Here is a 24,507-nt window from a genome sequence, read left to right as displayed (position 1 = left end):
CCATGAAGATCGCCATCATCGGCAGCGGTATTGCCGGACTTACCTGTGCGCATCTGCTGTCCCGTCAGCACCAGATCGCGGTGTTCGAATCCGCCAGCTGGATCGGTGGTCACACCCATACCGTCGACTTTCGCATGCACGGCCGGGACTACGCGGTGGACACCGGCTTCATCGTCTTCAACGACTGGACCTACCCCAACTTCATCAAGTTGCTGGACAAAATCGGGGGGCGCTACAAGCCGACCGAAATGAGCTTTTCGGTGAGCGACCCGCGCAGCGACCTGGAATACAACGGCCACGACCTCAACACCCTGTTCGCCCAGCGCAGCAACCTACTCTCGCCGCCCTTCTGGGGCATGATCCGCGACATCCTGCGCTTCAACCGCGAAGCGCTGGATGACTACAAGCACGGCCGCATCGGGGCCCAGGTCACCCTCGGCGACTACCTCAAGCTGGGCCGCTACAGCCAGCGCTTCATCGATCACTACATCGTGCCGATGGGCGCGGCGATCTGGTCGATGTCGCTGGCCGACATGCTGGAATTCCCGGTGGAATTCTTCATCCGCTTCTTCAAGAACCACGGGCTGCTGTCGGTGAGCGATCGCCCACAGTGGTACGTCGTCGAAGGCGGCTCCAGCGCCTATGTATCGCCACTGACGCGGGGTTTCAGCCAGCACATCCGTCTCAACTGCCCGGTGTTCGAGGTGCTGCGCGATGAGCACGGCGTAACGATCCAGAGCCCGGCCGGTGCCGAGCGTTTCGACAAGGTGATCTTCGCCTGTCACAGCGACCAGGCGCTGAGCCTGCTGGCCGAACCGAGCCGGGTCGAACGAGAGATCCTCGGAGCCATCGGCTACGCAGCAAACGACGTGGTGCTGCACACCGATACGCGCCTGCTGCCCAAGCGTCGCCGCGCCTGGGCCAGCTGGAACTACCGCCTCGGTGGGCCGACCACGCAGCAGGCCGCGGTGACCTACAACATGAACATCCTGCAGGGCATCGAGTCGCCGGAAACCTTCTGCGTCAGCCTCAACCAGAGCGAAGCGATCGATCCGGACCTGATCCTCGCGCGCTTCTCCTACGCCCACCCGCAGTACAGCCTGGCCGGCATCGACGCGCAGACCCGTGCCGACGAACTCCTCGGCGCCCGGCACAGCTACTTTTGTGGTGCCTACTGGGGCAATGGCTTCCACGAGGACGGTGTGGTCAGCGCGTTGCGCGTCGCCGCCGCCTTCGGAGAGTCGCTGTGAGCAGCGCCATCGTGCACAGCGCGCTGTACAGCGGCTGGGTGCAGCATCGGCGCTTCGCGCCGCGGGCCCATGCGTTCAGCTATCGCATGGGGTTGCTGTACCTCGACCTAGCCGAACAGGACGCCGTGCTCGGGCTTTCGCCCCTGAGTGGGCGTGCCCGCTTCGCCGCATTTTCCTTCCGCGAGCGCGACTACCTGCCGCAATACACCAGCCAGGGCATCGCGCTGGCCGACGCGGTCCGCCAGCGGGTCAGCGAAGCCCTCGGGCGGCCGGTCACCGGTGCCGTGCGCCTGCTGACCCAGCCGCGCAGCTGGGGGCTGTGCTTCAACCCGGTCAGCTTCTTCTATTGCTTCGACGAACAGGAACAGCTGACCGCGGTGCTCTGCGAAGTCAGCAACACCCCCTGGCGCGAGCGTTATCACTACGTGCTGCCGGCATCCGGCAATCGCAACCTGCGCTGCACGGTGGCGAAGACCTTCCACGTCTCGCCGTTCCTGCCCGGCGAGCTGGAATACCGCATGCGCTTCAACCCGCCGGGACGACGCATAGGCGTGCACATGGAGGACTGGCAGGGCGAGCAGAAGCTGTTCGACGCCACCCTCGGTCTGCAACGCCAGGCGCTGACTTGCGGCGCGGTGCACCGCTACCTGCTCGGCTTCCCCTGGATGACCGCCAAGACCCTGCTCGCCATCTACTGGCAGGCGCTGCGCCTGCTGCTCAAGCGCACACCAATCTTCACCCATCAGCCCGCTACCAAGGCGTACGGGCTGGCCGTCACGCAACCCACCGGAGCCCGCCATGAAGAGCCCTAGCCTGACCGTCAAAGTCCGTCCGCTGGCGGGCATGGGACTGGCCAGCAGCCTGCTGCGCCGTACCGTGCTGAATCAGCTCAAACACCTGCGCCACGGGTTGCTGAGACTGCAACACGGCGATGTCTGCCAGCAGTTCGGCGATCTGGCGAGCCCGCTCAAGGCAGAAATTCATATAACCGACAGTGCCGCCTGGGGCCTGATCGCCGCGCGCGGCTCGATCGGCGCCGGCGAAGCCTACATTCACGGCTACTGGCACAGCCCGGACCTGACCGCGGTGATCCGCCTGTTCGTCGCCAACATGGACGTGCTCGACAACATAGAGCGGGGCAGCCTGGCGCTGTTCGGCCAGCCGGTGATCAGGGCGTTGCACTGGTTCAACCGCAACACCCGCAGCGGCTCACAGCGCAACATCGCCGCCCATTACGACCTCGGCAACGAGCTCTTCGAGCAGTTTCTCGACCCGACCATGATGTACTCGGCGGCAATGTTCACCAGCCCCGAACAGGGTCTGGAACAGGCCCAGCTGCACAAGCTCGAACGCATCTGCGATAAGCTCGACCTGCAGCCCGAGGACCATCTGCTGGAGATCGGTACCGGCTGGGGAAGCATGGCGCTCTATGCCGCCATCCACCGTGGCTGCCGGGTGACCACCACCACGCTGTCGCGCGAACAGTTCGCCTACACCCAGCGGCGCATCGAAGAACAGGGCCTGCAGGACCGCATCACCCTGCTGCTGCAGGACTATCGCGATCTCGACGGTCAGTTCGACAAGCTGGTGTCCATCGAAATGATCGAAGCGGTCGGCCACGACTTCCTGCCGACTTACTTCCGACAGTGCTCGCGGCTGCTCAAGGACGACGGGCTGATGCTGCTGCAAGCCATCACCATTCGCGACCAGCGCTACGAACAGGCGCGCCGCAGCGTCGACTTCATCCAGCGCTACATCTTCCCCGGCGGTGCCCTGCCCTCCATGCAGCGCATGCTCAATGTCGTAACCAGCGACTCGGACATGAACCTGCTGCACATGGAGGACTTCGGCGAACACTACGCGCGCACCCTGCGCCTGTGGCACGAGAACTTCCGCCGCGCCCGCGGCGAGCTGGAGCGCCACGGTTACGACGACTATTTCTACCGGCTATGGGAGTTCTACCTGTGCTACTGCGAGGGCGGCTTCATCGAGCGCGCCATCGGCACCGCACAGCTGCTGCTGGCCAAACCGGGCGCTCGTCGGAAACCGCTCTACGACGGGTCAAGCGCGACATGAGGCGCCCGATAACAGGAGTGCGGACTTTCACCCGGAGTCATCCATGAACAGCGAAAGCGTCACGCTGCAAGCGCATTACCTCAAGGCCGATCGCATCATGCTGGGTGTGATCTGGTTTCTGGTCGCCTATTCGTTCGGCGTGGCGGCTTTCCATGGCACTTGGGCGCAAGCACTGGTCATCGGCGGGCTGACCGGCGTGGCCGTAACTGCGCTGTACATGCTGATCCCTGGTCAACGTCTGCTGCGCTGCCTGATCGGCGCAGCATTCATGGTGTTCTCCGCGCTGCATATCAACCAGGCACACGGCATGCTGGAGATGCATTTCGGTATCTTCGCCCTGTTGGCGTTCCTGGTGTATTACCGCGACTGGCTGCCCATCGTCGTCGCCGCGCTGACCATCGCCGTGCACCACCTGAGCTTTTTCGCCCTGCAACAACAGGGCACCGACGTATTCCTGATGCCCGATGGCAACTGGGGCGAGGTATTCCTGCATGCGTTCTACGTGGTGCTGGAAAGCGCAATCCTGGTCTATCTGGCAATCCGTGCCGCCGCCGAGGCCCGCGAAGGCGAAGCGCTGCTCGGCGCTGCCGCCGCCATCACCGCGCGTCCCGAACGCATCGATCTGAGCTACCGCAGCCAGGTCAGCGGGCCGGTCACCCAGCGCTTCAATCAACTGCTCGACCAGCTGGGCGATCTGGTCGGCGCCGTGGTACGCGACACCGCGGGGCTGGGCGGCACCGCCGCCAACCTCAGCGAGGCTACCCGCCAGCTGCGTGACGGTGCCAGCCGCCAACTGGACGAGACTGCCTACATGGTCGAAGCCATGCAGCAGATGACCGTAGCCATAGATGACGTCGCCGGCCACGCCGATCGCGCGGCGCAGGCTGCCCAGGGTGCCAGCCAGAAGGCCGGCCAGGGCCGCAGCGCGGTCAGCAGCGTACGCAGCGAGATCGGCACCCTTGCCGAACACATCGAAGGCACCGACCGCGTGGTTCAGGACCTGGCTGCGCAATCGGAGCAGATCGACCGCGTGCTGGAGGTGATCCGTACCATCGCCGAACAGACCAACCTGCTCGCCCTCAATGCCGCCATCGAGGCCGCACGGGCCGGGGAACAGGGTCGCGGGTTCGCCGTGGTCGCCGACGAGGTGCGCAATCTGGCGCAGAAGACCGCAGCTTCCACCACCGAGATCCAGGGCATCATCAGCCGCCTGCAGCAAGGCAGTCGCAAGGCCACCGAAGCGATGCAGAACAGCCGCGACAGCGTGGCCCGTTGCGTGAGCAGCAGCCAGGACACCACCGCCCTGCTGGACGCTATCGCCAGCGAGATCGAGGACATCAGCCAGATGAACGAAATGATTGCCGCCGCGACCCACGAACAGACCGCGGTTTCAGCCGATATGGGGCGTCATCTGCAGAGCGTGCAGCAGGTCGCCGAGCGTAACGCAGGGGACGCCAGCGAGCTGGATAACGATGGACGTCAGCTGCACGAGCTGGCCGGTCGCCTCGGCAGCCTCAGCGGCCGCTTCACCGTGCTGTGAAGCGGCGGCGCCAGTCAGCGCCGCCGGCGCCCGGCCGAATGACCAATCACCATTGCGTTTGGCTGTTCGAAGGCCGCACACACCGCCGGCACCAGTAGCCGAGCATGGAGCGGGATTTCCAGCCCGCTGTCGTCCAGTACGATCACCCCATCGGCATGCAGCTGCTGCAGCGCGGGCCAATGCCGCGCGTATCGCTGCCGCACATCTACGCCGCAGTGCTGGCTGAGCGCGTCGAAATCCAGCGCGAAGGTGCAGCGCAGGTGTTCGAGCAGCGACTGGTGCAGCGGATCGACATGGCTGGCGTGCAGACCGCAAATGCTCGGTAGCTGGTCCTGGTCGAGCGCCTGCTGATAGGCCTGCGCGGTGCTGGCGTTCTGACAATAAAGGCCATCGACCCGGCTTATCGCGCCTACCCCGAACCCCAGGTGATCGCATTCGCCGTGAAGGGTGTAGCCATGGATATCGTGGTGCAGCGCGCCGATCTCCTGAGCCATCGCCAGATCGTCGTGAGGCAGGACGAACTTGCCCAGCCCGATGTAGCGGTAGCCGGCGGCGCTGAGCTGCTCGACACCATGGCGGTACATCGCCAGTGTATCGGCCACCGAAGCCAGGCCGAGGCGCGCGGGATTGGAAGCGATCAGAGGCGCGTCGCGGTAATCGAACATCGTCACCTGATCGGGCGCCAGCTCGATGATCGACGCCAACTTGCGCGCGAAGCTGGCCGGCGTCTGCCAGGACCTGCCGTAGCCAAGATCCAGATTCACCGAGCGGTAATGCAACGCATGGGCGGCTTCGATCACCGCGCGGATGCGCGCCGAGCTGCGGAAGTACTCGACCGTGCTGCCGTCGTCCGCGCGCAGATCGGGCACCGCGACGCTGAGCTGGTTGAAGCCGAGCTCGTGCAGTGCGCCAATCAGCGGCCAGTCGACATGAGCCAGCTCGACTTCAGCGAGAAAGCTGCCGGCATGGGAATCGACGAAACTGAAACGGCTTCTGAGCAGCGTCATCAGTTCTCGTAACGCGGCGATGCCCAGCGTGCCGGTGCTCAGCCACAATTGCTCGACCTGCTGCAGCGGCCCGGCATGGCAACCGAGCTGTTCGATCTCGCGGTGCAGCCGCAGCTGATAGGCCGCGGCCTCGCCAGGCTGCAGCTCGACGCCACCGGGCTGGTGAATGGATATCGACAGCGGGCGGCCGGCGCGACGCCCCTCGCGCAACGCACGCAGCAGATCCAGCGGGGCGATCCGGTCGCTGAAATCGGCCGCAGCCGGATAGGTGCAGTGCCTCTGCCCAATCTGTCCGTAGCGTTGTACCAGCGCGTCGTCCCAGGTCACTGAGCCAAGCATGAGAGCCTCCCGGCTGCGAATATCGCGTCTGTTGCTTTACGCGGCATCATCCGCGAGCCGCTGCGGGCGACGTTGACGTCCGTCAAGTAGGTGACAGATGGCCACGGCGAGCAGCCGGACGGTCAGAACTCCGACGCGAAACACGATGTGCTGCTTGAACAACAGCCCCTCGCGAACGCCGTTCGACCAGCCAACGTTTTGAAAAAGCCCACAGCACGATGGTATTGATAGTGCGCCATCCATGCACCCCGGAGCCCGAACGTGATTCCAGCGTCCCTGATTTCCGCCCTGCGCTCGGCGCGCCATGTCGTCGTGTTCACCGGTGCCGGCGTTTCCGCCGAGAGCGGCATCCCGACCTTCCGCGACGCGCTGACCGGTTTATGGGAGCGTTTCGATCCGGGCGAGCTGGCCACACCCGAAGCGTTTCGCCGCGATCCGGCGCTGGTCTGGGGCTGGTATGAATGGCGGCGCATGCGCGTCCTCCAGTCCCAGCCTAATCCTGCTCATCTGGCCATCGCCGACCTCGCGCGCCATGTACCGCAACTGACGCTGATCACGCAGAACGTCGACGACCTGCACGAGCGTGCTGGCAGCGAGGATGTCATTCACCTGCACGGCAGCCTGCACCGACCGCGCTGTTTCGCCTGCGCCCGCGAGCCAGCCGAGCCACTGCCGGCCGCCGACGAGCCCGAACACGGTCGTCGCCTCGAACCGCCCCGTTGCAGCCACTGCGGCGGACGGCTGCGCCCCGGCGTCGTCTGGTTCGGCGAGAGCCTGCCCGTCGCTGCACTCAATGCCGCGTTCCAGGCGGCTGGCGAATGCGACCTGCTGCTGTCGGTGGGCACCTCCGGCGTGGTCTACCCCGCCGCCGAGGTGCCACACCGGGCGCGCGACGCCGGAGCCACCGTGGTGCATATCAATCCGCAGGGCGAACCAACTGCATGCAACCGCGAACACCTGCTTGCCCTCCCCGCCGGCAAGGCACTGCCCGAATTGCTCCGCGAGGCGTTTGGCGCCTGATGCAGAAACAATCTGCGCCCGGCCTCGGGTCCTGATCGCCCCAAAGCGGGGATCGCGCCCGCACCGTCGCACTGTTCTGGTTCAAGCCTGCCCCGCTCAGGTCGCAGTGACGGACGCTGATTCGCTCAGCGTCCAGGCAACCAGCACCGCGCAATACCCCGCAACCGCGCGCCTGGCAGCCACAAATCCACGCTATCGGACAAGCTGGCACACAACCTGCAATTACCCTCGCAACACCTGCCGCCTCGCGGCAGGACGTCCCAGACGGTCAGCGGCGACCGTCAAGCCAAGCGGCGCGGGACCGGGTGTAGCAGGCAACGAGGCCTGACCGACCACCCCACACACCACTAATTACCAGGCAAAGGCGCCTGGAGCTGATACCAGCTCCAGGCGCCTTTTTGCGTTTTGCCGGCCCAGTGCCGCAGCAGCTCGACTGAGGAAAGGCCATGAGTTCTACCGTCACTCCGCTCACGCACGAAAAACTGGTCATCGTCGGCAACGGCATGGTCGGTCACCACTGCATCGAACAGCTGATCGAGCGCGGCGCCCTCACCCGCTACGAGCTGCATGTGTTCGGCGAGGAGCGCCAGCGTGCCTACGATCGCGTGCACCTGTCCGAATACTTCGGCGGTCGCGATGCCGAGTCGCTGGCCATGTGCGAGGCTGACTACTACAGCAGCCACGGCGTCTACACCCATCTGGGCGTACAGGTGCTGGGTATCGACCGCGAACGTAAGGAGGTCGTTACCAGTTCCGGCCGCCAGCCCTACGACCAACTGATTCTTGCCACCGGCTCCTACCCCTTCGTGCCACCGATCAGCGGTGCCGAAGGCAGCGCGCGGCTGGTCTACCGCACCCTCGACGACCTTGATGCGATTCGTGCGGCCGCCAGCGGCGCCACGCGCGGTGTGGTGGTTGGTGGCGGTCTGCTCGGCCTGGAAGCGGCCAACGCGCTGAAGTCGCTCGGCCTGGAAGCCCATGTCGTCGAATTCGCCCCGCGCCTCATGCCGGTGCAACTGGACGGCGAAGGCGGCGCGGCATTGAAGGCGCGCATCGAGGCGCTGGGCGTCGGCGTGCACCTGTCGCGCGCCACTCAGGAGATCGTCGCCGGCGAGGACTACGCCTGGCGGATGAACTTCACCGACGGCGAATTCCTCGAAACCGACCTGATCGTGTTTTCCGCCGGCATCCGCCCGCAGGACGCCCTCGGCCATGTCGCGGAGCTGGAGATCGCTCCACGCGGCGGCATCGTGATCGACAGCGAATGCCGCACCTCGGATCCGGCGATCTTCGCCATCGGCGAGTGCGCCAGCTGGAACGGCAGCGTGTTCGGCCTGGTTGCACCGGGCTACAGCATGGCGCGCAGTGTCGCCGCGCAGCTGGCCGAGGAACCCCACGAGCCCTTCTACGGCGCCGACATGTCGACCAAGCTCAAGCTGCTCGGCGTCGACGTCGGCTCCATCGGCGATGCCCACGGCGCCACACCCGGCTCGCGCAGTTACCGTTTCATCGACGAGGCCAGTGCCAGCTACCGTCGACTGGTGGTATCCGCCGATGGCAAGACCGTGCTCGGCGCGGTGCTGGTCGGTGACAACAGCTACTACGACACCCTGCTGCAGTACGCGCAGAACGGCATCAAGCTGCCGGCCGATCCGTCCGCGCTGATCCTGCCGCAGACCGAGGGCGCTCCGACCCTTGGGCCGGACGCCCTGCCGGCCAGCGCGACCATCTGTTCCTGCCACAACGTCAGCAAGGGCGCGGTGTGCTGCCAGGTCGAGGCCGGCGTCACCGATCTCGGCGAACTCAAGGCGGCAACCAAGGCAGCTACCGGCTGCGGCGGTTGCAACGCCCTGCTCAAGCTGGTGTTCGATTCCGAACTGGCGGCGCGCGGCGTGGCGGTGGACAAAAGCCTGTGCGAGCACTTCGCCTACACCCGCCAGGAGCTCTACGGCATCGTCCGCGTCGAGGGCATCCAGAGCTTCGCCGAACTGCTGGCCAAGCATGGTCGCGGGCATGTTGGCTGCGACATCTGCAAGCCGACGGTGGGTTCGATCCTCGCCTCCTGCTGGAACCAGCCAATTACCGATCCGGCGCTGATTCCGCTGCAGGACACCAACGACACCTTCATGGCCAACATGCAGAAGAACGGCACCTACTCGGTGGTGCCGCGCATCCCAGGCGGCGAGATCACCCCCGAGGGGCTGATCGCCATCGGCCAGGTCGCGAAGAAATACGACCTCTACACCAAGATCACCGGGGGCCAGCGCATCGACCTGTTCGGCGCCCAGCTGCACGAGCTGCCGGACATCTGGGGCGAGCTGATCGCCGCCGGTTTCGAGACCGGTCACGCCTACGGCAAGAGCCTGCGCACGGTGAAATCCTGCGTGGGCAGCACCTGGTGCCGCTACGGCGTGCAGGACAGCGTCGGCATGGCGCTGCGCCTCGAGGACCGCTACAAGGGCCTGCGCGCGCCGCACAAGATCAAGTTCGCCGTATCCGGTTGTACCCGCGAATGCGCCGAAGCGCAGAGCAAGGACATCGGCGTGATCGCCACGGACAAGGGCTGGAACCTCTATGTCTGCGGTAACGGCGGCATGCGCCCGCGGCATGCCGAGCTGTTCGCCACCGACCTCGACGATGAAGCGCTGATCCGCACCATCGACCGCGTGCTGATGTTCTACGTACGCACCGCCGACAAGCTGCAGCGCACCTCGGTCTGGCGCGAGAGCCTGGAAGGCGGCCTGGACTACCTCAAGGCAGTGGTCCTTGACGACAGCCTGGGCCTTGCTGCCGAGCTGGAAAGCCAGATGCAGCACGTGGTCGACAGCTACCAGTGCGAATGGGCCAATGCCATCAGCGACCCGGAAAAGCTCAAGCGCTTCCGCACCTTCGTCAACGACGGCCGCGGCGACCCCGACATCCACTTCGTCAAGGAGCGCGGCCAGCGTCGGCCGGTGCGCGCCAGCGAACTTCACCTGATCCCACTTACCCAGGAGGTGCTCTGATGAGCCAGTCCAACGTCGTTCGTCTCGACTCCCGTTCCGCAGTCCCGGCGGCCTGGCAGGCACTGTGCAGCCGTGCCGATCTGGTCGCCAATTCCGGTGTAGTGGCCTGGCACGAAGGCGCCCAGGTGGCGCTATTCCACCTGCCCGACAACGCCGAAGGCGAGCAGCTGTTCGCCATCGACAATCGCGACCCCAAGTCCGGCGCCAACGTCATCGGCCGCGGCATCGTCGGCAACGTCAAGGGTGAGCTGGTGATCGCTTCGCCGCTGTACAAACAGCACTTCCGCCTCGCCGATGGCACCTGCATGGAATACCCCGAACAAAGCCTGCGCGTCTGGCCGGCACGCCTCAACGGCGATGCCGTCGAGATCGGCCTCGTCTGAGTTCCGCGCCGCCGCGCGTGCTGTCGGCGGCGCCCGGAAACACCGAATTTAAAAGCTTCTGCCAACTATTCGAGAGAAACCCGCCATGTCCTACATCATCCCCTCCGAGTTCGTCACCAAGATGGTGGACGCCGGTGAATCGAAGATCTTCATGTCCACCCGCGACACACTGATCCGCGCCTTCATGGCTGGCGCCATTCTTTCCCTCGCCGCGGTGTTCGCGGTGGCCGTGACCGTGCAGACCGGCTCGCCGCTGGTCGGCGCGATGCTGTTCCCGGTGGGTTTCATCATGCTTTACCTGATGGGCTTCGACCTGCTAACCGGGGTATTCATGCTCACCCCGCTGGCCCTGCTCGACCGCCGTCCTGGCGTGACCGTGAGCGGCATTCTGCGCAACTGGGGCTGGGTATTTCTCGGCAACTTCGCCGGTGCGCTGGTGGTCGCCTTCATGATGGCCTTCGTCTTTACCATGGGCTTTTCCACCGACCCGGGGCCGATCGGCGAGAAGATCTCGCACATTGGTGAGGCACGCACGCTGGGCTACGCCGAGTTCGGTGCAGCGGGCTGGGCGACCATTTTCCTGCGCGGCATGCTGTGCAACTGGATGGTCTCGATGGGCGTGGTCGGCGCGATGATCTCCACCTCGGTCAGCGGCAAAGTCATCGCCATGTGGATGCCGATCATGCTGTTCTTCTTCATGGGCTTCGAGCATTCAGTGGTGAACATGTTTCTGTTCCCCTCGGCGATGATCATGGGCGGCGACTTCTCGGTGATGGACTACATGGTCTGGAACGAGATCCCCACCGCGCTGGGCAACCTGGTCGGCGGCCTGGCCTTCACCGGCCTGACGCTCTACACCACCCACGTGCGCACCGCACCCAAGCGCACCGACTACTGACTTTGGAGTGAACGAAGGCCCCGGCTCGCATGCGCGCCGGGGCTTTTGCGCAGATGAAGATGCCCAGCCAACTCGCCATTTCCCTCGGCCAGCATTCGGACCGCGGGCGCAAACCGGCCAACCAGGACTTTCACGGCGCCTGCGTGCCCGCTGACGCCCAGCTCGCCAGCAAGGGCATCGCCATTGCGCTGGCCGATGGCATCAGCAGCAGCGAGGTCAGCCATGTCGCCAGCGAAACCGCGGTGGCGAGCTTTCTTTCCGACTATTTCTGCACCCCCGACGCCTGGTCGGTGAAGCAGTCGGCGCAGCGGGTACTGGTGGCGATCAATTCCTGGCTGCATGCACAGACCCGCCACAGCCCGCACCGCTATGACCGCGACCGCGGCTATGTCTGCACCTTCAGCGCGCTGGTGCTCAAGTCCGCTAGCGCGCACCTGTTCCACGTCGGCGATGCGCGCATCTATCGACTGCGCGACGGCGGCCTCGAACAGCTGACCGAAGATCACCGCGTGCGCGTGTCGGCGGATACCAGCTACCTCGGCCGCGCGCTGGGCATCGACCGGCACCTGGAGATCGACTACCGCACTCTGCCGCTGGTGGTCGGCGATCTGTTCCTGCAGGCCACCGATGGCGTCTACGAGCACATCGGCGCGCGGGAGGTGGCGCAGCTCGTTGCCGAGCATGGCGACAACCTCGACGTGGCGGCGCGACGGATCGTCGAGCAGGCGCTGGCCAACGGCAGCGACGACAACCTCACCGCACAGCTGGTGCGCATAGACAGCCTGCCGGAGCAGGCCGTCGACGATATGCAGCGACAGCTCGGCGAACTGGCGCTTCCACCACTGCTGGAGCCACGCATGCAGTTCGATGGCTATCGCATCGTCCGTGAGCTGCATGTCAGCAGCCGCAGCCATGTGCATCTGGCCGTCGACGAAGCCAGCGGCGCCAAAGTGGTGCTGAAGACGCCGTCGATGGATCTGCGGGGCGACGCGGCCTATCTGGAGCGCTTCCTGCTGGAGGAGTGGATCGCCCGCCGCCTGGACAATCCCCACGTGGTCAAGGCCTGCCCGCCGCCACGGCAGCGCCGTTACCTGTACACGGTGAGCGAATTTATCGATGGCCAGACGCTGGCGCAGTGGATGCTCGACCATCCACAGCCGGACCTGGAAACCGTGCGCGGCATCGTCGAGCAGATCGCCCGCGGCCTGCGCGCCTTCCACCGCCTGGAGATGCTGCATCAGGACTTGCGCCCGCAGAACCTGATGATCGACGCCACCGGCACGCTGAAGATCATCGATTTCGGCTCGACCCGCGTCGCCGGGCTGGCCGAACGCAACGCACCGGGCACGCAGGACAACCTGCTCGGCACCGCGGCCTATACCGCGCCGGAATACTTCCTCGGCGAGGCCGGCACGCCGCGTTCGGATCAGTACTCGCTGGCGGTGATCGCCTATCAGTTGCTCAGCGGTCGCTTGCCCTACGGCGCCGACGTCGCCAGGGCACGCACCACTGCAGCGCAGAAACGCCTCTGCTATCAGCCGCTGCGCCATGCACAGCGCGATATCCCGGCGTGGATCGACGAAGTGCTGGGCAAGGCGCTGCACCCGGACCCGGCGCGGCGTTACGCCGACCTATCTGAGTTCGTCTTCGAGCTGCGCCAGCCCAACCCGGCATTTCTCAACCGCGCCCGCCCGCCGTTGCTGGAGCGCAATCCGCTGCTGTTCTGGAAAGGGTTGTCGCTGCTATTGGCGGTGACAGTCGTCACGCTGCTGTTGCGTTGACGGCTAGCCACGCCGCGCCAGGCACTCGGTGGCGCCCTGGGCCTTGCGCGTGTACCAGAACACCCGGCTGACGCCGCGGGTGATCGCCACGTAGCCCAGGCGCAGGCTTTCATCGGCCATGGCCTGGTCATAGCTGTTGCGGAAGAAACCCGAGTAGGCATACAGCGCGTTACGCAACGGGTGTGGCTGCACCGGCGCGCAGTCGTCGACGATGATCGCCACCTCGGCCTGCAGCCCCTTGGCACGGTGGATGGTGTAGGCCTTGACCGGCAGCTTGCGGTCCAGCTGCGCCTGAATGGTTCGCAACGGCTCGTTGCGCCGGCTTAGCAGCAGCACCGCGGTGCGTTCGCGGCTTTGCCGTTCGGCCAAATGGGCACATTGCGCGGTGATCGCCTCGATCAGCTTCGGCAGGCTCTTGTTCAGGTCGAAACCGGTGATCAGCTTTACCCCGTGGTCGCCGGGCTGCGTCGGTTTGCATGGCCGGCTGGTCTTGGCCTGCTTGAACTGCACGCCGGCCAGCACCGCCTCGCCATCGCGAATCACCGGTTCGATGGAGCGGTAGTTGGTTTCCAGCAGCAGCGTCTCGCTGCCCTTGGCGCCGCGCCGCGGAAAGTACTTGTCGAAGTCCATGAACAACTCCGGCGAACTGCCGCGCCAGCCGTAGATCGACTGCCAGTCGTCACCGATGGCCATCAGGCTCGGGCCGGCCTTCTGGCGCGCCAGCTGGCGGTGCAAGGCCTGCAGCCATTGGACGATCTGCGGGGAAATGTCCTGGAATTCATCGATCAGCAGGTGCTCGAACGGCGCAAGGCTGGCCTGGGGCACATCCGTGCCCGAGCCCAAACGCTCGGTGAGCTGTTGAAAGGCCTCATTGAAGGTCATCAGCCCCTGCTCACGCAGCGCGGCCCTGAAGTAGCCATGGAAGCTCACCAGCGCTTCGACGAAATCCCGTTCGCGCGCTGCACACTGCAGCTTGCCCGGTTGCAGCTGATCGATGCGAATGCCGATGCTCTCGATAAAGCCCGCCTGGGCATGGAAGGCCTCATACAGCGGCAGAGGCGTGAACTCACCGGCCAGGGTGAAGGTATCGCCGGGCGCTTTCGGCGCGGCGCGCTTGCCCTGCTCGGCCTCAGTCGGCGGCACGGGTAGATCGAGCAACCGGTGCACCAACTCGCGGAATGACGCCTGTTCGGCGTAACACCGCTGATAGGCCTGTTTGAGCAGACGCAATTGCGCCGGGCGCAGACGTGCATTGGCCAACGGGTTGTCCGGTTCGTCCGCCGCGGCGGCCTTGTCGTCCAACTGCTCGAACCAGACCGGTCGCTCCAGCACTTCACGCGCCAGCTGCGCCATGGCCGAATGGAAGGTGCGTACGCACTGGCGCGCCTGCTGTGCATCGAACGGCACCTGCCAGAAGCCGAGCACGCGCACCAGCTGTTCGCGCAGCTGCGCGCAAGAGGCGTTGGTGAACGAGATGACCGTCAAGCGTCCGGGCTCGATGCCCATGTGGCAGAGCATGAACACCACCCGCAGCAACAAGGTGGTGGATTTGCCGGAACCGGCACCGGCGAAGATCCGCGTTACCGGGCTGCGGCTGAGGATCATTGCCCATTGCTCCTGCGACGGTGCGCTCACGATCCCGGCAGCTACCGCCTGCTCGACGCGGTCACGCATCGCCTGGACCTGCGCATCCTCAACCTTTAGTTGCGCAGCCGCATAGATGCCCTGAGCGGCGGCCTTGCGCGGCTTGGCGGTGGCATGCGGCGGCCCTTCCGACTTGCTCTTTGACTTGGTGGCAGGTTTGCCCCTGCGTTTGCTGGCCGTGGCCTTGTTCGCCTTGCCGGGCGCACCGCCCCAGCGACGAAACAACAGCTCGTCCTCATCACGCAGATGGGCCGAGGTACGTGGAAAACAGCGCTGCAGCACCCCGGCGACCAGAGCCCTGTAACGCTTGACGGCAGAAAACATCGGAAATCACCGTGGGCATTGCATATCGTTGATATGGTACGGGTTTTTCCCTGTACGCTGGCCGCTGCAAGGACGAACAGCAGCGAATGGTGCCAGCAATCGCCTGCCTCGCCGGCACGACTTCCCGGGCAATCGGCTGTCTGAGCTGAACCAGCTCTCGCCTGTACAGCCCTGCCCTGTCTTCACACCGGATACGGATCGCTACTGATGGACCCAGCAGCAAACCTCGCGCCTGACGACTCGAGCCTCGCATTTCTCCCCGCCGGCGGCGCGCTCGGCGCACTGATTCGCCGCTTCGACTGGTCGCAGACGGCGCTGGGGCCTCTGGCAGAATGGCCGTCGAGCCTGAAGACCGTCACGGCCATGCTGCTGCTTTCGCCGACGCCCATCGCGCTGCTCTGGGGCGAGCGCGGCGTCATGATCTACAACGACGCCTATTCAGAGCTCGCCGGCAGCCGACATCCGCAGTTGCTCGGTTCTGAAGTACGCGAGGGCTGGCCGGAAGTCGCCGAGTTCAACGACAACGTGATGAAGGTCGTCCTGGCTGGCGGCGCGCTGTCGTACAAGGACCAGGAACTGCTGCTGTACCGCAGCGGCCGCCCCGAGCGCGCCTGGATGAATCTGGACTATTCGCCGGTGTTTGATGATCAGGCCCGGCCGGCCGGCGTGATCGCTCTCGTGGTGGAAACCACCGAGCGGGTAATGGCCGAGCGCGAGCTGCAGCGCCAGCAGGCACGCCTGCAACAGATGTTCGAACAGGCACCGGGGCTGATGGCGATGCTGCGCGGCCCGGAACATGTCTTCGAGATGACCAACCCGGCCTATCTGCGGGTAGTGGGTGAACGCGATGTCATCGGCAGGCCGGTACGCGAAGCGCTGCCGGAGGTCGAGCGGCAGGGCTTCATCGACATTCTCGACCAGGTCTATCGCAGCGGCACGGCCTTTGTCGGCTCCGGTATCCGCGTTGGCCTGCAGCGCATCCAGGGAGAGGCGGAGGAAGAGCGCCTGCTGGATTTCGTCTTCCAGCCGGTGACCGATGCGAATGGCGATGTCTGCGGCATTTTCGTCGAGGGTCATGACGTCACCGAGCGCGCCGAGGCCGAACAGGCCCTGCGCGAAAACGAACAACGCTTGCGTTTCCTCGACGCACTGGCCAAGGAAACCGCCCGCAGCGTCGATGCCGATGCCATCCTGGCCACCACCACGCGCATGCTCGGCGAGCATCTGGGACTGTCCAGCTGCGCCTACGCCGACATGGAGCCCGACCAGGACAGCTTCACCATCCGTGGCGACTGGTCGGCGCCGGGCTGCATGAGCATCGTCGGCCATTACCAGCTCGCCGCGTTCGGCAGTCTGGCGGTACAGAAGCTGCGCGCCGGCGAAGCCTTCATCGTCGACGATCACCTTGCCCGCCTGCCCGCCGCCGACGCGGCGACCTTCCAGCAACTGGATATCTCCGCCACCATCTGCCTGCCGCTGGTCAAGGAGGGCCGACTGACCGCGCTGATGGCCATTCATGACCGCGTGCCTCGCGTATGGAGCGCCTGTGAGCTTGCCCTGCTCAGAGAAGTCACCGATCGCTCCTGGGCGCACATCGAGCGTGTGCGCTCTGCTGCGGCAGTCAGGCAACGCGAGCAGTGCTTTCTGGAACAGCTGGAAGCCAAGGTCGCCGAGCGCACCGCAGCGCTGGCCCGCAGCGAGGCCAACATCCGCGCGGTGCTGGAGACGTCGCACCTGTACATGGCGATGCTCGCGCCGGACGGCGCGATTCTCTACGTGAACGCCACGGCGCTGGCGGGCATCGGCGCCCGCTTCAACGAACTGGCCTACCTGCCATTCTGGGAATCGCCCTGGTTCGCCGCGACACCCGGCATGCCAGAGAGGGTCCGCGAGATGACGCGGCGGGTGGCGGCCGGTGCCACAGAGCGCGTGACCATGACCCTGAACATGCCGCAGGGCGTGCGCGTCTTCGTTTTCTCCGTGCGCCCGGTCACGGGCGAGGACGGCAGCATCTTCGCCCTGGTACCCGAAGCGCTGGACATCAGCGAACGGGTGAATGCCGAACAGGCACTGCAGCAGCTGCACAAGATGGAGGCGCTGGGCAACCTCACCGGCGGTATCGCCCACGACTTCAACAACCTGCTGATGGCCGTCCTCGGCAGCCTCGACCTGCTGCGTCGGCGCATGCCCGCCGACCCCGCGCTGCTGCGCCTGGTGGACAACGCCCGCGCTGGTGCCGAACGCGGCGCCTCGCTCACGGCACGCATGCTCTCGTTCGCGCGCAAGCAGGAACTGCACAAGACGCCGATCGATCTGCGCCAGTTGATCCAAGGCATGCAGGCACTGCTGCTCAGCTCGCTCGGCCCGACCATCCAGCTGGAGGTGGACCTGCCGCAGCGACTGGCGCGGGTCAAGACCGATCCCAACCAGCTGGAAACCGCCCTGCTCAACCTCGCCGCCAATGCGCGCGACGCCATGGCCGGCGTCGGCCATATCCGCATCACCGCCGAAGAACTGAGCCTGGCCGAGGAGCAGAACGGCTTGCCCGCCGCACGCTACGTGCGCCTGGAGCTCAGCGACAGCGGCGCTGGCATGGATGACGCGACCCTCAAGCGCGCGGTCGAGCCCTTCTTCACCACCAAGGGTGTCGGCAAGGGCACCGGGCTCGGGCTGTCCATGGTCCATGGGCTGGCCGAGCAATCCGGCGGCCGTCTGGTGCTGCGCAGTTCGCCCGGCGCGGGCACCACCGCCGAGATCTGGCTACCGGCCCTGGCGGCGGATAACGCGCCTGCATCGGCGCCTGTCTCCACGCCGGCACCCGATGAAAGCCCCCGGCGCACGACGAAGCCGCTAACCCTGCTGGCGGTGGACGACGACGAGCTGGTGCTGTTCAGCACCGTCGGCATCCTGGAAGCGGCCGGGCATCGAGTGCTCAGCGCGCGTTCGGCCGGCGAAGCGCTGGACCTGCTGAGGGTCAACCAGGTCGACATCCTGGTCACCGACCACGCCATGCCGCTGATGAGCGGCGCGCAGCTGGCGGCCGTGGTGCGGGAAACGCGCCCGCAGCTGCCGGTTCTGCTGGTGTCCGGCTACGCCGAACTGCCCTCCACCACACCGGCGCTAGCGTTGCACCGGCTGGCCAAGCCCTTCACCCCGGACCAGCTGCTCGACGCCATCGAGCAGCTGCGTGGCGGCTCCTGAACAGATGACGGCGGCGTGATCGTCAGCTGCCGATCACGCCGCCATCGTCCTTGGTGATCAGCACCGTGGACGAGCGCGGGCGTGATTGGCCGTCGCTGGCCGGAAAGCTCAGCCCCGGGTGCTGCACGTTGATCCACATGGCGCGATAGTCCGGGCTCCAGGTGATGCCGGTGATCTCGCAACCCCGCGGCCCGACCAGGAAACGCCGCACCTCGCGCGTTTTCGGATCGGCACAGAGCAGCTGATTGGTGCCCATGGCCTGCATCACCGATTCGTCATCGTCGAAATCGGTTTCGATCCACAAGCGCCCGTCACGATCGAAGGCCAGCCCGTCCGGCGAGGAAAAGCAGTCGCCGTCTATGGTGCCGATCAGGTTGGCGGCAACCGGCTGGCCCTGGGCATCGCGCGAACCGCGGCGCTCGCCGGCGAGCAGAAAGACTTCCCACTGGAAGCGCGTGGCGGTCGGGTCGCGGCCCTCTTCCTGCCAGCGCAGGATCTGCCCGTGCAGGTTGTTCGGTCGCGGGTTGGCCTTGTCCAGCGGCTGCTTGCTGCCGCGCCCGTCATTGTTGGTCAGGGTGACGTAGACCTCGCGGGTATCGGGATGCACTGCGACCCACTCCGGCCGGTCCATCGGCGTTGCGCCGGCACGGTCGGCGGCGGCGCGGGCGTTGAGCAGCACCTCGGCCTGGCTGGGGAAGCCGTTTTCCGCGGTCAGGCCATGCTCGCCGTGCACCAGCGCCAGCCACTGGCCACTGCCGTCGGCATCGAAACGCGCGACATACAAGGTGCCCTCATCCAGCAAGCGGCGGTTGGCCGCGTCCGCACCGGGCACGAAACGGCCGCTGGGAACGAACTTGTATACGTACTCGCCCTTGGTGTCGTCGCCCGAGTAGAACGCCATGCGCCCGTCCTCGCCCAGCGACAGCACCGAGCACTCGCGGCAGTAGCGGCCGAAGGCGGTGCGCTTGACCGGCGCGCTCTGCGGGTCGAACGGATCGACCTCCACCACCCAGCCGAACCGGTGCGGCTCGTTGACGAAGCCGCCATGGGGTTGGCCTGCCTGCGGCGTGGCATCGAAACGCGGATCGACCGTGCCCCAGCCGTAGAGCTTGCTCATGCCGCCGCCGGCGATGCCGTAGCGGTTGTGCGAGACGCGCGCGGCAAGGTCGTCGGCGTCGTGGTTGACGAAGTAGTTGTGCCAGTTCTCCTCGCAGACCAGATAGGTGCCCCAGGGAGTGAAGCCGCTGGAGCAGTTGTTCAGCGTGCCGAGCACCCTCTTTCCTTCCGGGTCGTCCATCGTCTGCATCGCTGCATGGCCGGCCAGCGGCCCGGTAATGGCCATCGGCGTCATGCCGGAAATGCGGCGGTTGTAGGGTGAATCCATCACCCGCTGCCATTCGCCCTGCGCATCCTTGCGCACCTCGATGACACTCAGACCATGAGCCGCCTGCTCCTTGCGCACCTGTTCCAGCGGGCGTCGGCCATCGACCACGGCGATGCCCTTTGGATGCAACGTCGGGTTGACGTATTCGTGGTTGATGGCCAGCAGGCCGCGGCTGTCGGGCGCGTCGGGGAACGGGAAGAAATGCATACCGTCATGGTTGTCGCCGGCCTGCTTGAGCTGGGCTTGCCAATCGTCGCCGGCATCCGGCTGCCACTCGGGTGCGTCGGCATGCACCGGATCGCCCCAGGAGAAGAACACCCGGGCGCTGTAGCCCGGCGCCACCTCGACACGGTCGAAATGCGGGTCGAGCTGGGTCGGGATACCTTCGAAGCCGAGCAGCGAATCGCCCCGGGTTGCGGCTCGCGCGCCGGCCATCCCGCCGCCGAGAAAGGCGATGCCGGCCAGGCCGAGCCCACCCTTGAGCAGCCCGCGCCGGCGGTGATCGATCGCCTGCTGCAGCGGCACGTTGCCGCTCGGATTGACCGGTTGGTCGTCATGAGCGCCCACGCTCGCGTGAAAATCGGTGAAATCCTGTTTCATCGAAAACGGTTCCTGAGTCGTAACGGCATCATTCGATGCGGTAATGGAAGGTGTTCTTTACGTCGGGCACGGCAACCGCGCGGCCTTCGACGATGCGCGGCTGGTAGCGAAAGCTCTTGGCGGCGGTGAGTGATGGGCGGATGAACAGCGGATGGCAGTCGCCGACCACTTCGGGCGAGCGCACGCGACCCTGCACATCAACCGTGTAGCTGACCGTGCAGGAACCCTGAAGCCCGGAGTCCAGCGCCCGTTGCGGGTAGACCGGCGGCTTCTTGGCAATCGGCAGGTACTGCCGGCTGGCCGCTTCGGCCGCAGCAGCCTGTCGCGCGCGCTCAGCCGCTTCCGCGCGTGCCGTTGCCTCGGCTTCGCGCGCCGCCTGCAACCGTGCCTCTTCCTGAGCCATCCGTTCCCGCTCCTGTGCCTGTTCCTGGCGGCGTTGCTCGTCGCGCTGACGCTGCTGTTCGCGCTGGCGTTCCAACTGCTCGCGCTGCTGCTTCAGCTGCTCGGCCTTGCGCTCCTCTTCGGCGCGCTTGAAGGCCAGCTCGGCCTGCTCGAGTCGCTGCTGGGCGTGGGTATCGACCTGTGGCTCGCGCGGCGGCGGTTCGACCGCGGGCTCGACGGGCGGTTCGACCGGCACTGCGCTCTCGGTTGGCGCCGGCGGCGGCAGGCTGATCAACTGGGTCTGCATCACCTGGGTGGCGACCGGCATTTCCAGCGCTGGCGACCAGCTGCCGAGCAACAGCGCGAACAGTCCGGCGTGCATCCCGAGGGTCAGCAATGCAGCCCCGGCCGGACCGATCCACTGTCGCGGGACAACTTCGCTGCCATACGCGGCGGGCGTGCTGAAGGTCATCATCACGGCTGCCCGGCTCCGGCCGGCGCCTCAGTGATCAGCCCCAGGTTGACCACCCCGCCGCGCTGCAGCTCGGCGATACCGGCAACCACGCGACCGTAGTCCGCCGCCTCGTCGGCACGGACATAGACCTGGGTGTCGCCGCGCTCGGCGATGATCGCGCCGACCTTGGCCTGCAGCTCGGCAAGGTCGACGGCGCTGTCGGTCTGGTTGTCGATGTCCAGCTCGCTGCCCAGGTTCCAGTAGAAGCCGCCATCGGCCTTTACCGAGAGCGTGAGGATCTGCCGCTCGTTCTCCACCGGCAGCGCTTCGGCTGCGACCTTGGGCAGCTCGATCTTGACGCCCTGCACCAGCATCGGCGCGGTGACCATGAAGATCACCAGCAGCACCAGCATCACGTCGATGTAGGGCACCACGTTCATTTCCGCCTTGGGCCCGTGTTTGTGCTGTGGTTTGACCATCATGAAGGCGTCCTCCTCAGGCGGCTGCGGCGACGTTGGGTGAAGCGGCGTGCAGGCGCCGATGCAGGCGCCGATGCAGGCGCGCCTGTAGCTCGTTGCCGAAGGCGTAGTAACGGCCGACCAGCGTCTGCCCACGAGCAGCGAAGCGGTTGTAGGCCATCACCGCGGGAATCGCCGCGAACAGGCCGATGGCCGTGGCGATCAGCGCTTCGGCGATGCCCGGTGCGACGGTCGAGAGCGTCGCCTGCTGCACCTGCGACAGGCCGAGGAAGGAGTTCATGATTCCCCACACGGTACCGAACAGGCCGATATAGGGGCTCACCGAACCCACGGTCGCGAGAAACTGCAGCCCCTTTTCCAGACGCTCCTCCTGCTCGGCGACGGCCACGTAGAGGCTGCGCTCGACACCCTGCGCCACCAAATCCGGCGCGATCCCCGGCTGGCGTTGCAGCTGGGCGAACTCGCCGTAACCGGCGAGGAAGATGCGCTGCAGCGCGGCCTCGTCCGGCAACGGCTGCGCCTGGCCTTCGCGATAGAGCTGGGCAAGATCGCCGCCCTGCCGGAAGCGCTGCAGGAAGCCGCGCTGCAGGCGTTCGGCGCTGCGCAACGCCACACTGCGACGGATGATCAGGTACCAGCTCGAAACCGAGGCCAGGACCAGAATCATCATCACCGCCTGGACCACGAGGCTGGCTTCGCTGATCAAACCCCAGATGGACATGTGCTCGAGAGTCGTTTGCATGAATCGTTTCCTCCTGCCCCGACTGGGGCAGCTGCTATTGGATTGCGGGTCGGTTAGCGGGCGATGACGTCAGTCCAGACCCAGCGCATCGGCGATCGCCGACCAGGGCAGGTACTTGTAGTTCTGCGTCCCCTCGGGCATGCGCTTGCGGCCGTCCTGCACCACCAGCATTCCGCGGTTCCAGATGCCGCCGAGGTTGGCCGAGGTGACTTCCAGCCCATCGGTCTCGGACGCTCCGTCGATGCCGCGCTCGGCGTTCAGGCCGATGCGGAAGGCGCCGCGCACGGCGTAGGGGGCCTGGGCATCGAGCACCACGTAGCTGTCGTTGCCCTGACTGGAAATCACCAGGTAGTCGCCGCGCTCGCCGTGGTAGATGGCCAGACCTTCGATGTCGTCGTAGACCGGCCCGCCGACACCGATGACCTGCTCCGGCACCGCCGGCACATCGGCGCGGGCATCGACCACCCACACCGCGACGTCTTCCTCACCGACGAACAGCCGCTCGCTGCGGTCGTCGGCCACGCAGCCCTCGGGCTGACTGTCCAGCTTGAAGCGCCGCACCAGCTCGCCACGCGGCTGGCCGGAGCTGCCATCGAGGCGGTACTGCAGGAAGGTGCCGTCCTTGTCGTTGGCGACGGCGTAGGTAGTGCCCTGGCGATCCTGGAACATGCACAGGCCATAGATTTCGCTCAGCGGCGTGGCGACCTCACCGACATCGCGGAGCACCCCGCTCGCCCGGTCGATGGCGAACAGGTGCAGGCTGTTGTGATCGCGATTGCTTGCCACAGCCAGGTCCACGCGCTTGCTGCCAAGGCGGAAGCCGCTGCGCACATCGACGTTGTTCAGCCGGCCGGCGCGCAGGTCCTGCACCTGACGGCCGTCCAGGTCGTACACCACCAGCCCGCCCTTCTTGTCGGTGCCGAGCACGCGGCTCTGCGCCGGATCGCGCGGATGGACCCAGATCGCCGGATCATCGGCGGCATCACCCAGGCTCGGCACCGGGCCGGTCTCAACTGCGGCCGGCAGGCTGACGATCGGCTCGGGCTGCGACAGCGCGGTCGGCTGCCAGTCCAGACGGGCCGACTGCAGGCCTCGTTCGTCCGCCAGCAGCAGCTCGACGCCCTCAGCACTGCGGCGAGCGCTGATGCGCTCCGGTTCGTCGAAACCGTCCAGTGCGATGACCTCATCGGCTTGCCAGCCGGCCTCGTTCTGCCGGTACAGATGCAGCACCGAGGCTTCGGGATCGAGCGCCAGCAGTCCGCCCGGCACCAGCGTCATGCCCGCTGCGGCATGGGCCAGGCTGCCGAAAGGCTGGCGCAGATCGACCGGCTCGCGCTGCAACGGCGCCTCGGCGTCGGCCGGGTAACGCCAGAAGCCGACGGACTCCTCGTTGACATAGAGCTGCCCACTGGCATCGTCCGTCTGGCAGAAGGCGCTTTGCGGCGGCAGGCTGAGCCCGCGCACCCGCCGCGCCTCATCGAGCAGGCGGCCCTGACTGCCGACCAGCCATTGCTCGCCGACGCCCTCCTCACCGAGCAGAAACACGAAGTCGTTGTGCGCGCTGTCGCGGTACAGGCACAGCCCCTCGATGGCGAATGCGGTGCGCGGCAGGTACAGCGGCTGGCTCCAGGCACGCGCGGCGTTCAGGCCGATCAGCATCGCCTGCTGGCGCTTGCGCTCGACCGTGGCGAGCAGCAGGCCCTGGCGGTCGACACGATGGTCCAGTCCTTCGAAGCGCCCGGCGTGGCGCGCCAGGCTGTTACCGGCGGCGTCCAGCAGCTGCAGGCCCTGGTCATCGACCTGCACACGGTCGGCACCGGCCCAAGGGGTGTCGCCGTTTAGCAGCTGGGCATACTCGAGGCCGGCCAACAGCGGTTCACTGATGTTCAGCTGGGCCGACTTCGCCGGGGTATCTGGCTGTGTGGACTGGCAGGCCGCCAATGCGATGCACAGGCCGAGCAGCATGGTTTTGTGTAATGCGTTCATGGTGTATCCATTC

The 24,507-nt window shown here is 66.1% G+C and carries 17 protein-coding genes; 10 read left to right on the top strand and 7 right to left on the bottom strand.

The window, feature by feature from the left end:
* Window positions 1-2 precede the first annotated feature (2 nt).
* The 4 genes from BM275_RS05700 to BM275_RS05685 are packed head-to-tail and all read left to right on the top strand — an operon-like array spanning window position 3 to window position 4,866.
* Window positions 3-1,250, top strand: a complete 1,248-nt coding sequence (locus tag BM275_RS05700) for an NAD(P)/FAD-dependent oxidoreductase (protein WP_090519845.1) — start codon at window positions 3-5, stop codon at window positions 1,248-1,250.
* A gap of 11 nt (window positions 1,251-1,261) precedes the next feature.
* A complete protein-coding gene (locus tag BM275_RS05695) occupies window positions 1,262-2,062 on the top strand; it encodes a DUF1365 domain-containing protein (protein ID WP_014820389.1) in 801 nt (266 codons plus the stop codon).
* Window positions 2,049-3,326: an SAM-dependent methyltransferase gene (locus BM275_RS05690; protein WP_090519843.1), complete on the top strand. Its 1,278-nt coding sequence runs from the start codon at window positions 2,049-2,051 to the stop codon at window positions 3,324-3,326. Before BM275_RS05695 ends, BM275_RS05690 begins: the two co-directional genes overlap by 14 nt.
* A 43-nt stretch (window positions 3,327-3,369) precedes the next feature.
* Window positions 3,370-4,866 carry a methyl-accepting chemotaxis protein gene (locus tag BM275_RS05685; protein ID WP_090519841.1) on the top strand — a complete coding sequence of 499 codons (1,497 nt, stop codon included), beginning with the start codon at window positions 3,370-3,372 and terminating at the stop codon, window positions 4,864-4,866.
* A 14-nt stretch (window positions 4,867-4,880) separates the two neighbouring features.
* On the opposite strand, the gene BM275_RS05680 is transcribed toward BM275_RS05685, so the two are convergent.
* The gene (locus BM275_RS05680) at window positions 4,881-6,212 is read right to left on the bottom strand and encodes an oxygen-independent coproporphyrinogen III oxidase (RefSeq protein ID WP_090519840.1); all 1,332 of its coding nucleotides are present in this window, start codon (window positions 6,210-6,212) and stop codon (window positions 4,881-4,883) included.
* Between the two features lie 261 nt (window positions 6,213-6,473).
* Between BM275_RS05680 and BM275_RS05675 the strand changes: the two genes are divergently transcribed.
* From BM275_RS05675 to BM275_RS05655, 5 genes are all read left to right on the top strand, one after another.
* The gene (locus BM275_RS05675; RefSeq protein ID WP_090519838.1) at window positions 6,474-7,232 is read left to right on the top strand and encodes an SIR2 family NAD-dependent protein deacylase; all 759 of its coding nucleotides are present in this window, start codon (window positions 6,474-6,476) and stop codon (window positions 7,230-7,232) included.
* 446 nt (window positions 7,233-7,678) lie between these two features.
* Entirely contained in the window at window positions 7,679-10,237 is a 2,559-nt protein-coding gene (gene nirB / locus BM275_RS05670; protein ID WP_090519836.1) for a nitrite reductase large subunit NirB, read from the top strand.
* Window positions 10,237-10,620 carry a nitrite reductase small subunit NirD gene (nirD, locus tag BM275_RS05665; protein ID WP_090519834.1) on the top strand — a complete coding sequence of 128 codons (384 nt, stop codon included), beginning with the start codon at window positions 10,237-10,239 and terminating at the stop codon, window positions 10,618-10,620. The genes nirB and nirD overlap by 1 nt, the downstream gene beginning before the upstream one ends.
* A gap of 85 nt (window positions 10,621-10,705) precedes the next feature.
* Complete coding sequence (locus BM275_RS05660) at window positions 10,706-11,518, top strand: formate/nitrite transporter family protein (protein WP_090519833.1); 813 nt, start codon at window positions 10,706-10,708, stop codon at window positions 11,516-11,518.
* Between the two features lie 59 nt (window positions 11,519-11,577).
* Window positions 11,578-13,299 carry a bifunctional protein-serine/threonine kinase/phosphatase gene (locus BM275_RS05655; RefSeq protein ID WP_244153856.1) on the top strand — a complete coding sequence of 574 codons (1,722 nt, stop codon included), beginning with the start codon at window positions 11,578-11,580 and terminating at the stop codon, window positions 13,297-13,299.
* 3 nt (window positions 13,300-13,302) lie between these two features.
* Here BM275_RS05655 and BM275_RS05650 read toward each other — a convergent pair whose 3' ends face one another.
* Window positions 13,303-15,267 carry a DEAD/DEAH box helicase gene (locus BM275_RS05650; RefSeq protein ID WP_090519829.1) on the bottom strand — a complete coding sequence of 655 codons (1,965 nt, stop codon included), beginning with the start codon at window positions 15,265-15,267 and terminating at the stop codon, window positions 13,303-13,305.
* Window positions 15,268-15,474: 207 nt separating this feature from the next.
* Between BM275_RS05650 and BM275_RS05645 the strand changes: the two genes are divergently transcribed.
* The gene (locus tag BM275_RS05645) at window positions 15,475-18,468 is read left to right on the top strand and encodes a PAS domain-containing protein (RefSeq protein WP_090519827.1); all 2,994 of its coding nucleotides are present in this window, start codon (window positions 15,475-15,477) and stop codon (window positions 18,466-18,468) included.
* Between the two features lie 22 nt (window positions 18,469-18,490).
* On the opposite strand, the gene BM275_RS05640 is transcribed toward BM275_RS05645, so the two are convergent.
* From BM275_RS05640 to BM275_RS05620, 5 genes are all read right to left on the bottom strand, one after another.
* On the bottom strand, window positions 18,491-20,452 hold the full coding sequence (locus BM275_RS05640) for a PhoX family protein (protein ID WP_090519825.1): 1,962 nt from the start codon (window positions 20,450-20,452) through the stop codon (window positions 18,491-18,493).
* 28 nt (window positions 20,453-20,480) lie between these two features.
* Window positions 20,481-21,308: an energy transducer TonB gene (locus BM275_RS05635; protein WP_090519823.1), complete on the bottom strand. Its 828-nt coding sequence runs from the start codon at window positions 21,306-21,308 to the stop codon at window positions 20,481-20,483.
* Window positions 21,308-21,769, bottom strand: a complete 462-nt coding sequence (tolR, locus tag BM275_RS05630; RefSeq protein WP_090519820.1) for a protein TolR — start codon at window positions 21,767-21,769, stop codon at window positions 21,308-21,310. The genes BM275_RS05635 and tolR overlap by 1 nt, the downstream gene beginning before the upstream one ends.
* 13 nt (window positions 21,770-21,782) lie before the next feature.
* Window positions 21,783-22,508, bottom strand: coding sequence for a protein TolQ (gene tolQ / locus BM275_RS05625; RefSeq protein ID WP_090519818.1), 726 nt, complete (start codon window positions 22,506-22,508; stop codon window positions 21,783-21,785).
* Between the two features lie 69 nt (window positions 22,509-22,577).
* Window positions 22,578-24,494 (bottom strand): phytase, encoded by a 1,917-nt coding sequence (locus BM275_RS05620; protein WP_090519816.1) that lies wholly within the window; start codon window positions 24,492-24,494, stop codon window positions 22,578-22,580.
* Window positions 24,495-24,507 lie beyond the last annotated feature (13 nt).

Source organism: Stutzerimonas kunmingensis, from assembly GCF_900114065.1.
Lineage (GTDB): Bacteria > Pseudomonadota > Gammaproteobacteria > Pseudomonadales > Pseudomonadaceae > Stutzerimonas > Stutzerimonas kunmingensis.
This window is presented reverse-complemented; position numbering and strand designations above follow the sequence as displayed.

Excerpts from the sequence above, each read along its gene's own strand:
- BM275_RS05620 (WP_090519816.1), bottom strand. The coding sequence starts at position 24,494 with ATGAACGCATTACACAAAACCATGCTGCTCGGCCTGTGCATCGCATTG.
- BM275_RS05690 (WP_090519843.1), top strand. The coding sequence starts at position 2,049 with ATGAAGAGCCCTAGCCTGACCGTCAAAGTCCGTCCGCTGGCGGGCATG.
- BM275_RS05680 (WP_090519840.1), bottom strand. The coding sequence starts at position 6,212 with ATGCTTGGCTCAGTGACCTGGGACGACGCGCTGGTACAACGCTACGGA.
- BM275_RS05640 (WP_090519825.1), bottom strand. The coding sequence starts at position 20,452 with ATGAAACAGGATTTCACCGATTTTCACGCGAGCGTGGGCGCTCATGAC.
- nirD (WP_090519834.1), top strand. The coding sequence starts at position 10,237 with ATGAGCCAGTCCAACGTCGTTCGTCTCGACTCCCGTTCCGCAGTCCCG.
- BM275_RS05650 (WP_090519829.1), bottom strand. The coding sequence starts at position 15,267 with ATGTTTTCTGCCGTCAAGCGTTACAGGGCTCTGGTCGCCGGGGTGCTG.
- tolQ (WP_090519818.1), bottom strand. The coding sequence starts at position 22,508 with ATGCAAACGACTCTCGAGCACATGTCCATCTGGGGTTTGATCAGCGAA.
- BM275_RS05700 (WP_090519845.1), top strand. The coding sequence starts at position 3 with ATGAAGATCGCCATCATCGGCAGCGGTATTGCCGGACTTACCTGTGCG.
- BM275_RS05655 (WP_244153856.1), top strand. The coding sequence starts at position 11,578 with ATGCCCAGCCAACTCGCCATTTCCCTCGGCCAGCATTCGGACCGCGGG.
- tolR (WP_090519820.1), bottom strand. The coding sequence starts at position 21,769 with ATGATGGTCAAACCACAGCACAAACACGGGCCCAAGGCGGAAATGAAC.
- BM275_RS05635 (WP_090519823.1), bottom strand. The coding sequence starts at position 21,308 with ATGATGACCTTCAGCACGCCCGCCGCGTATGGCAGCGAAGTTGTCCCG.
- BM275_RS05685 (WP_090519841.1), top strand. The coding sequence starts at position 3,370 with ATGAACAGCGAAAGCGTCACGCTGCAAGCGCATTACCTCAAGGCCGAT.
- nirB (WP_090519836.1), top strand. The coding sequence starts at position 7,679 with ATGAGTTCTACCGTCACTCCGCTCACGCACGAAAAACTGGTCATCGTC.
- BM275_RS05660 (WP_090519833.1), top strand. The coding sequence starts at position 10,706 with ATGTCCTACATCATCCCCTCCGAGTTCGTCACCAAGATGGTGGACGCC.
- BM275_RS05645 (WP_090519827.1), top strand. The coding sequence starts at position 15,475 with ATGGACCCAGCAGCAAACCTCGCGCCTGACGACTCGAGCCTCGCATTT.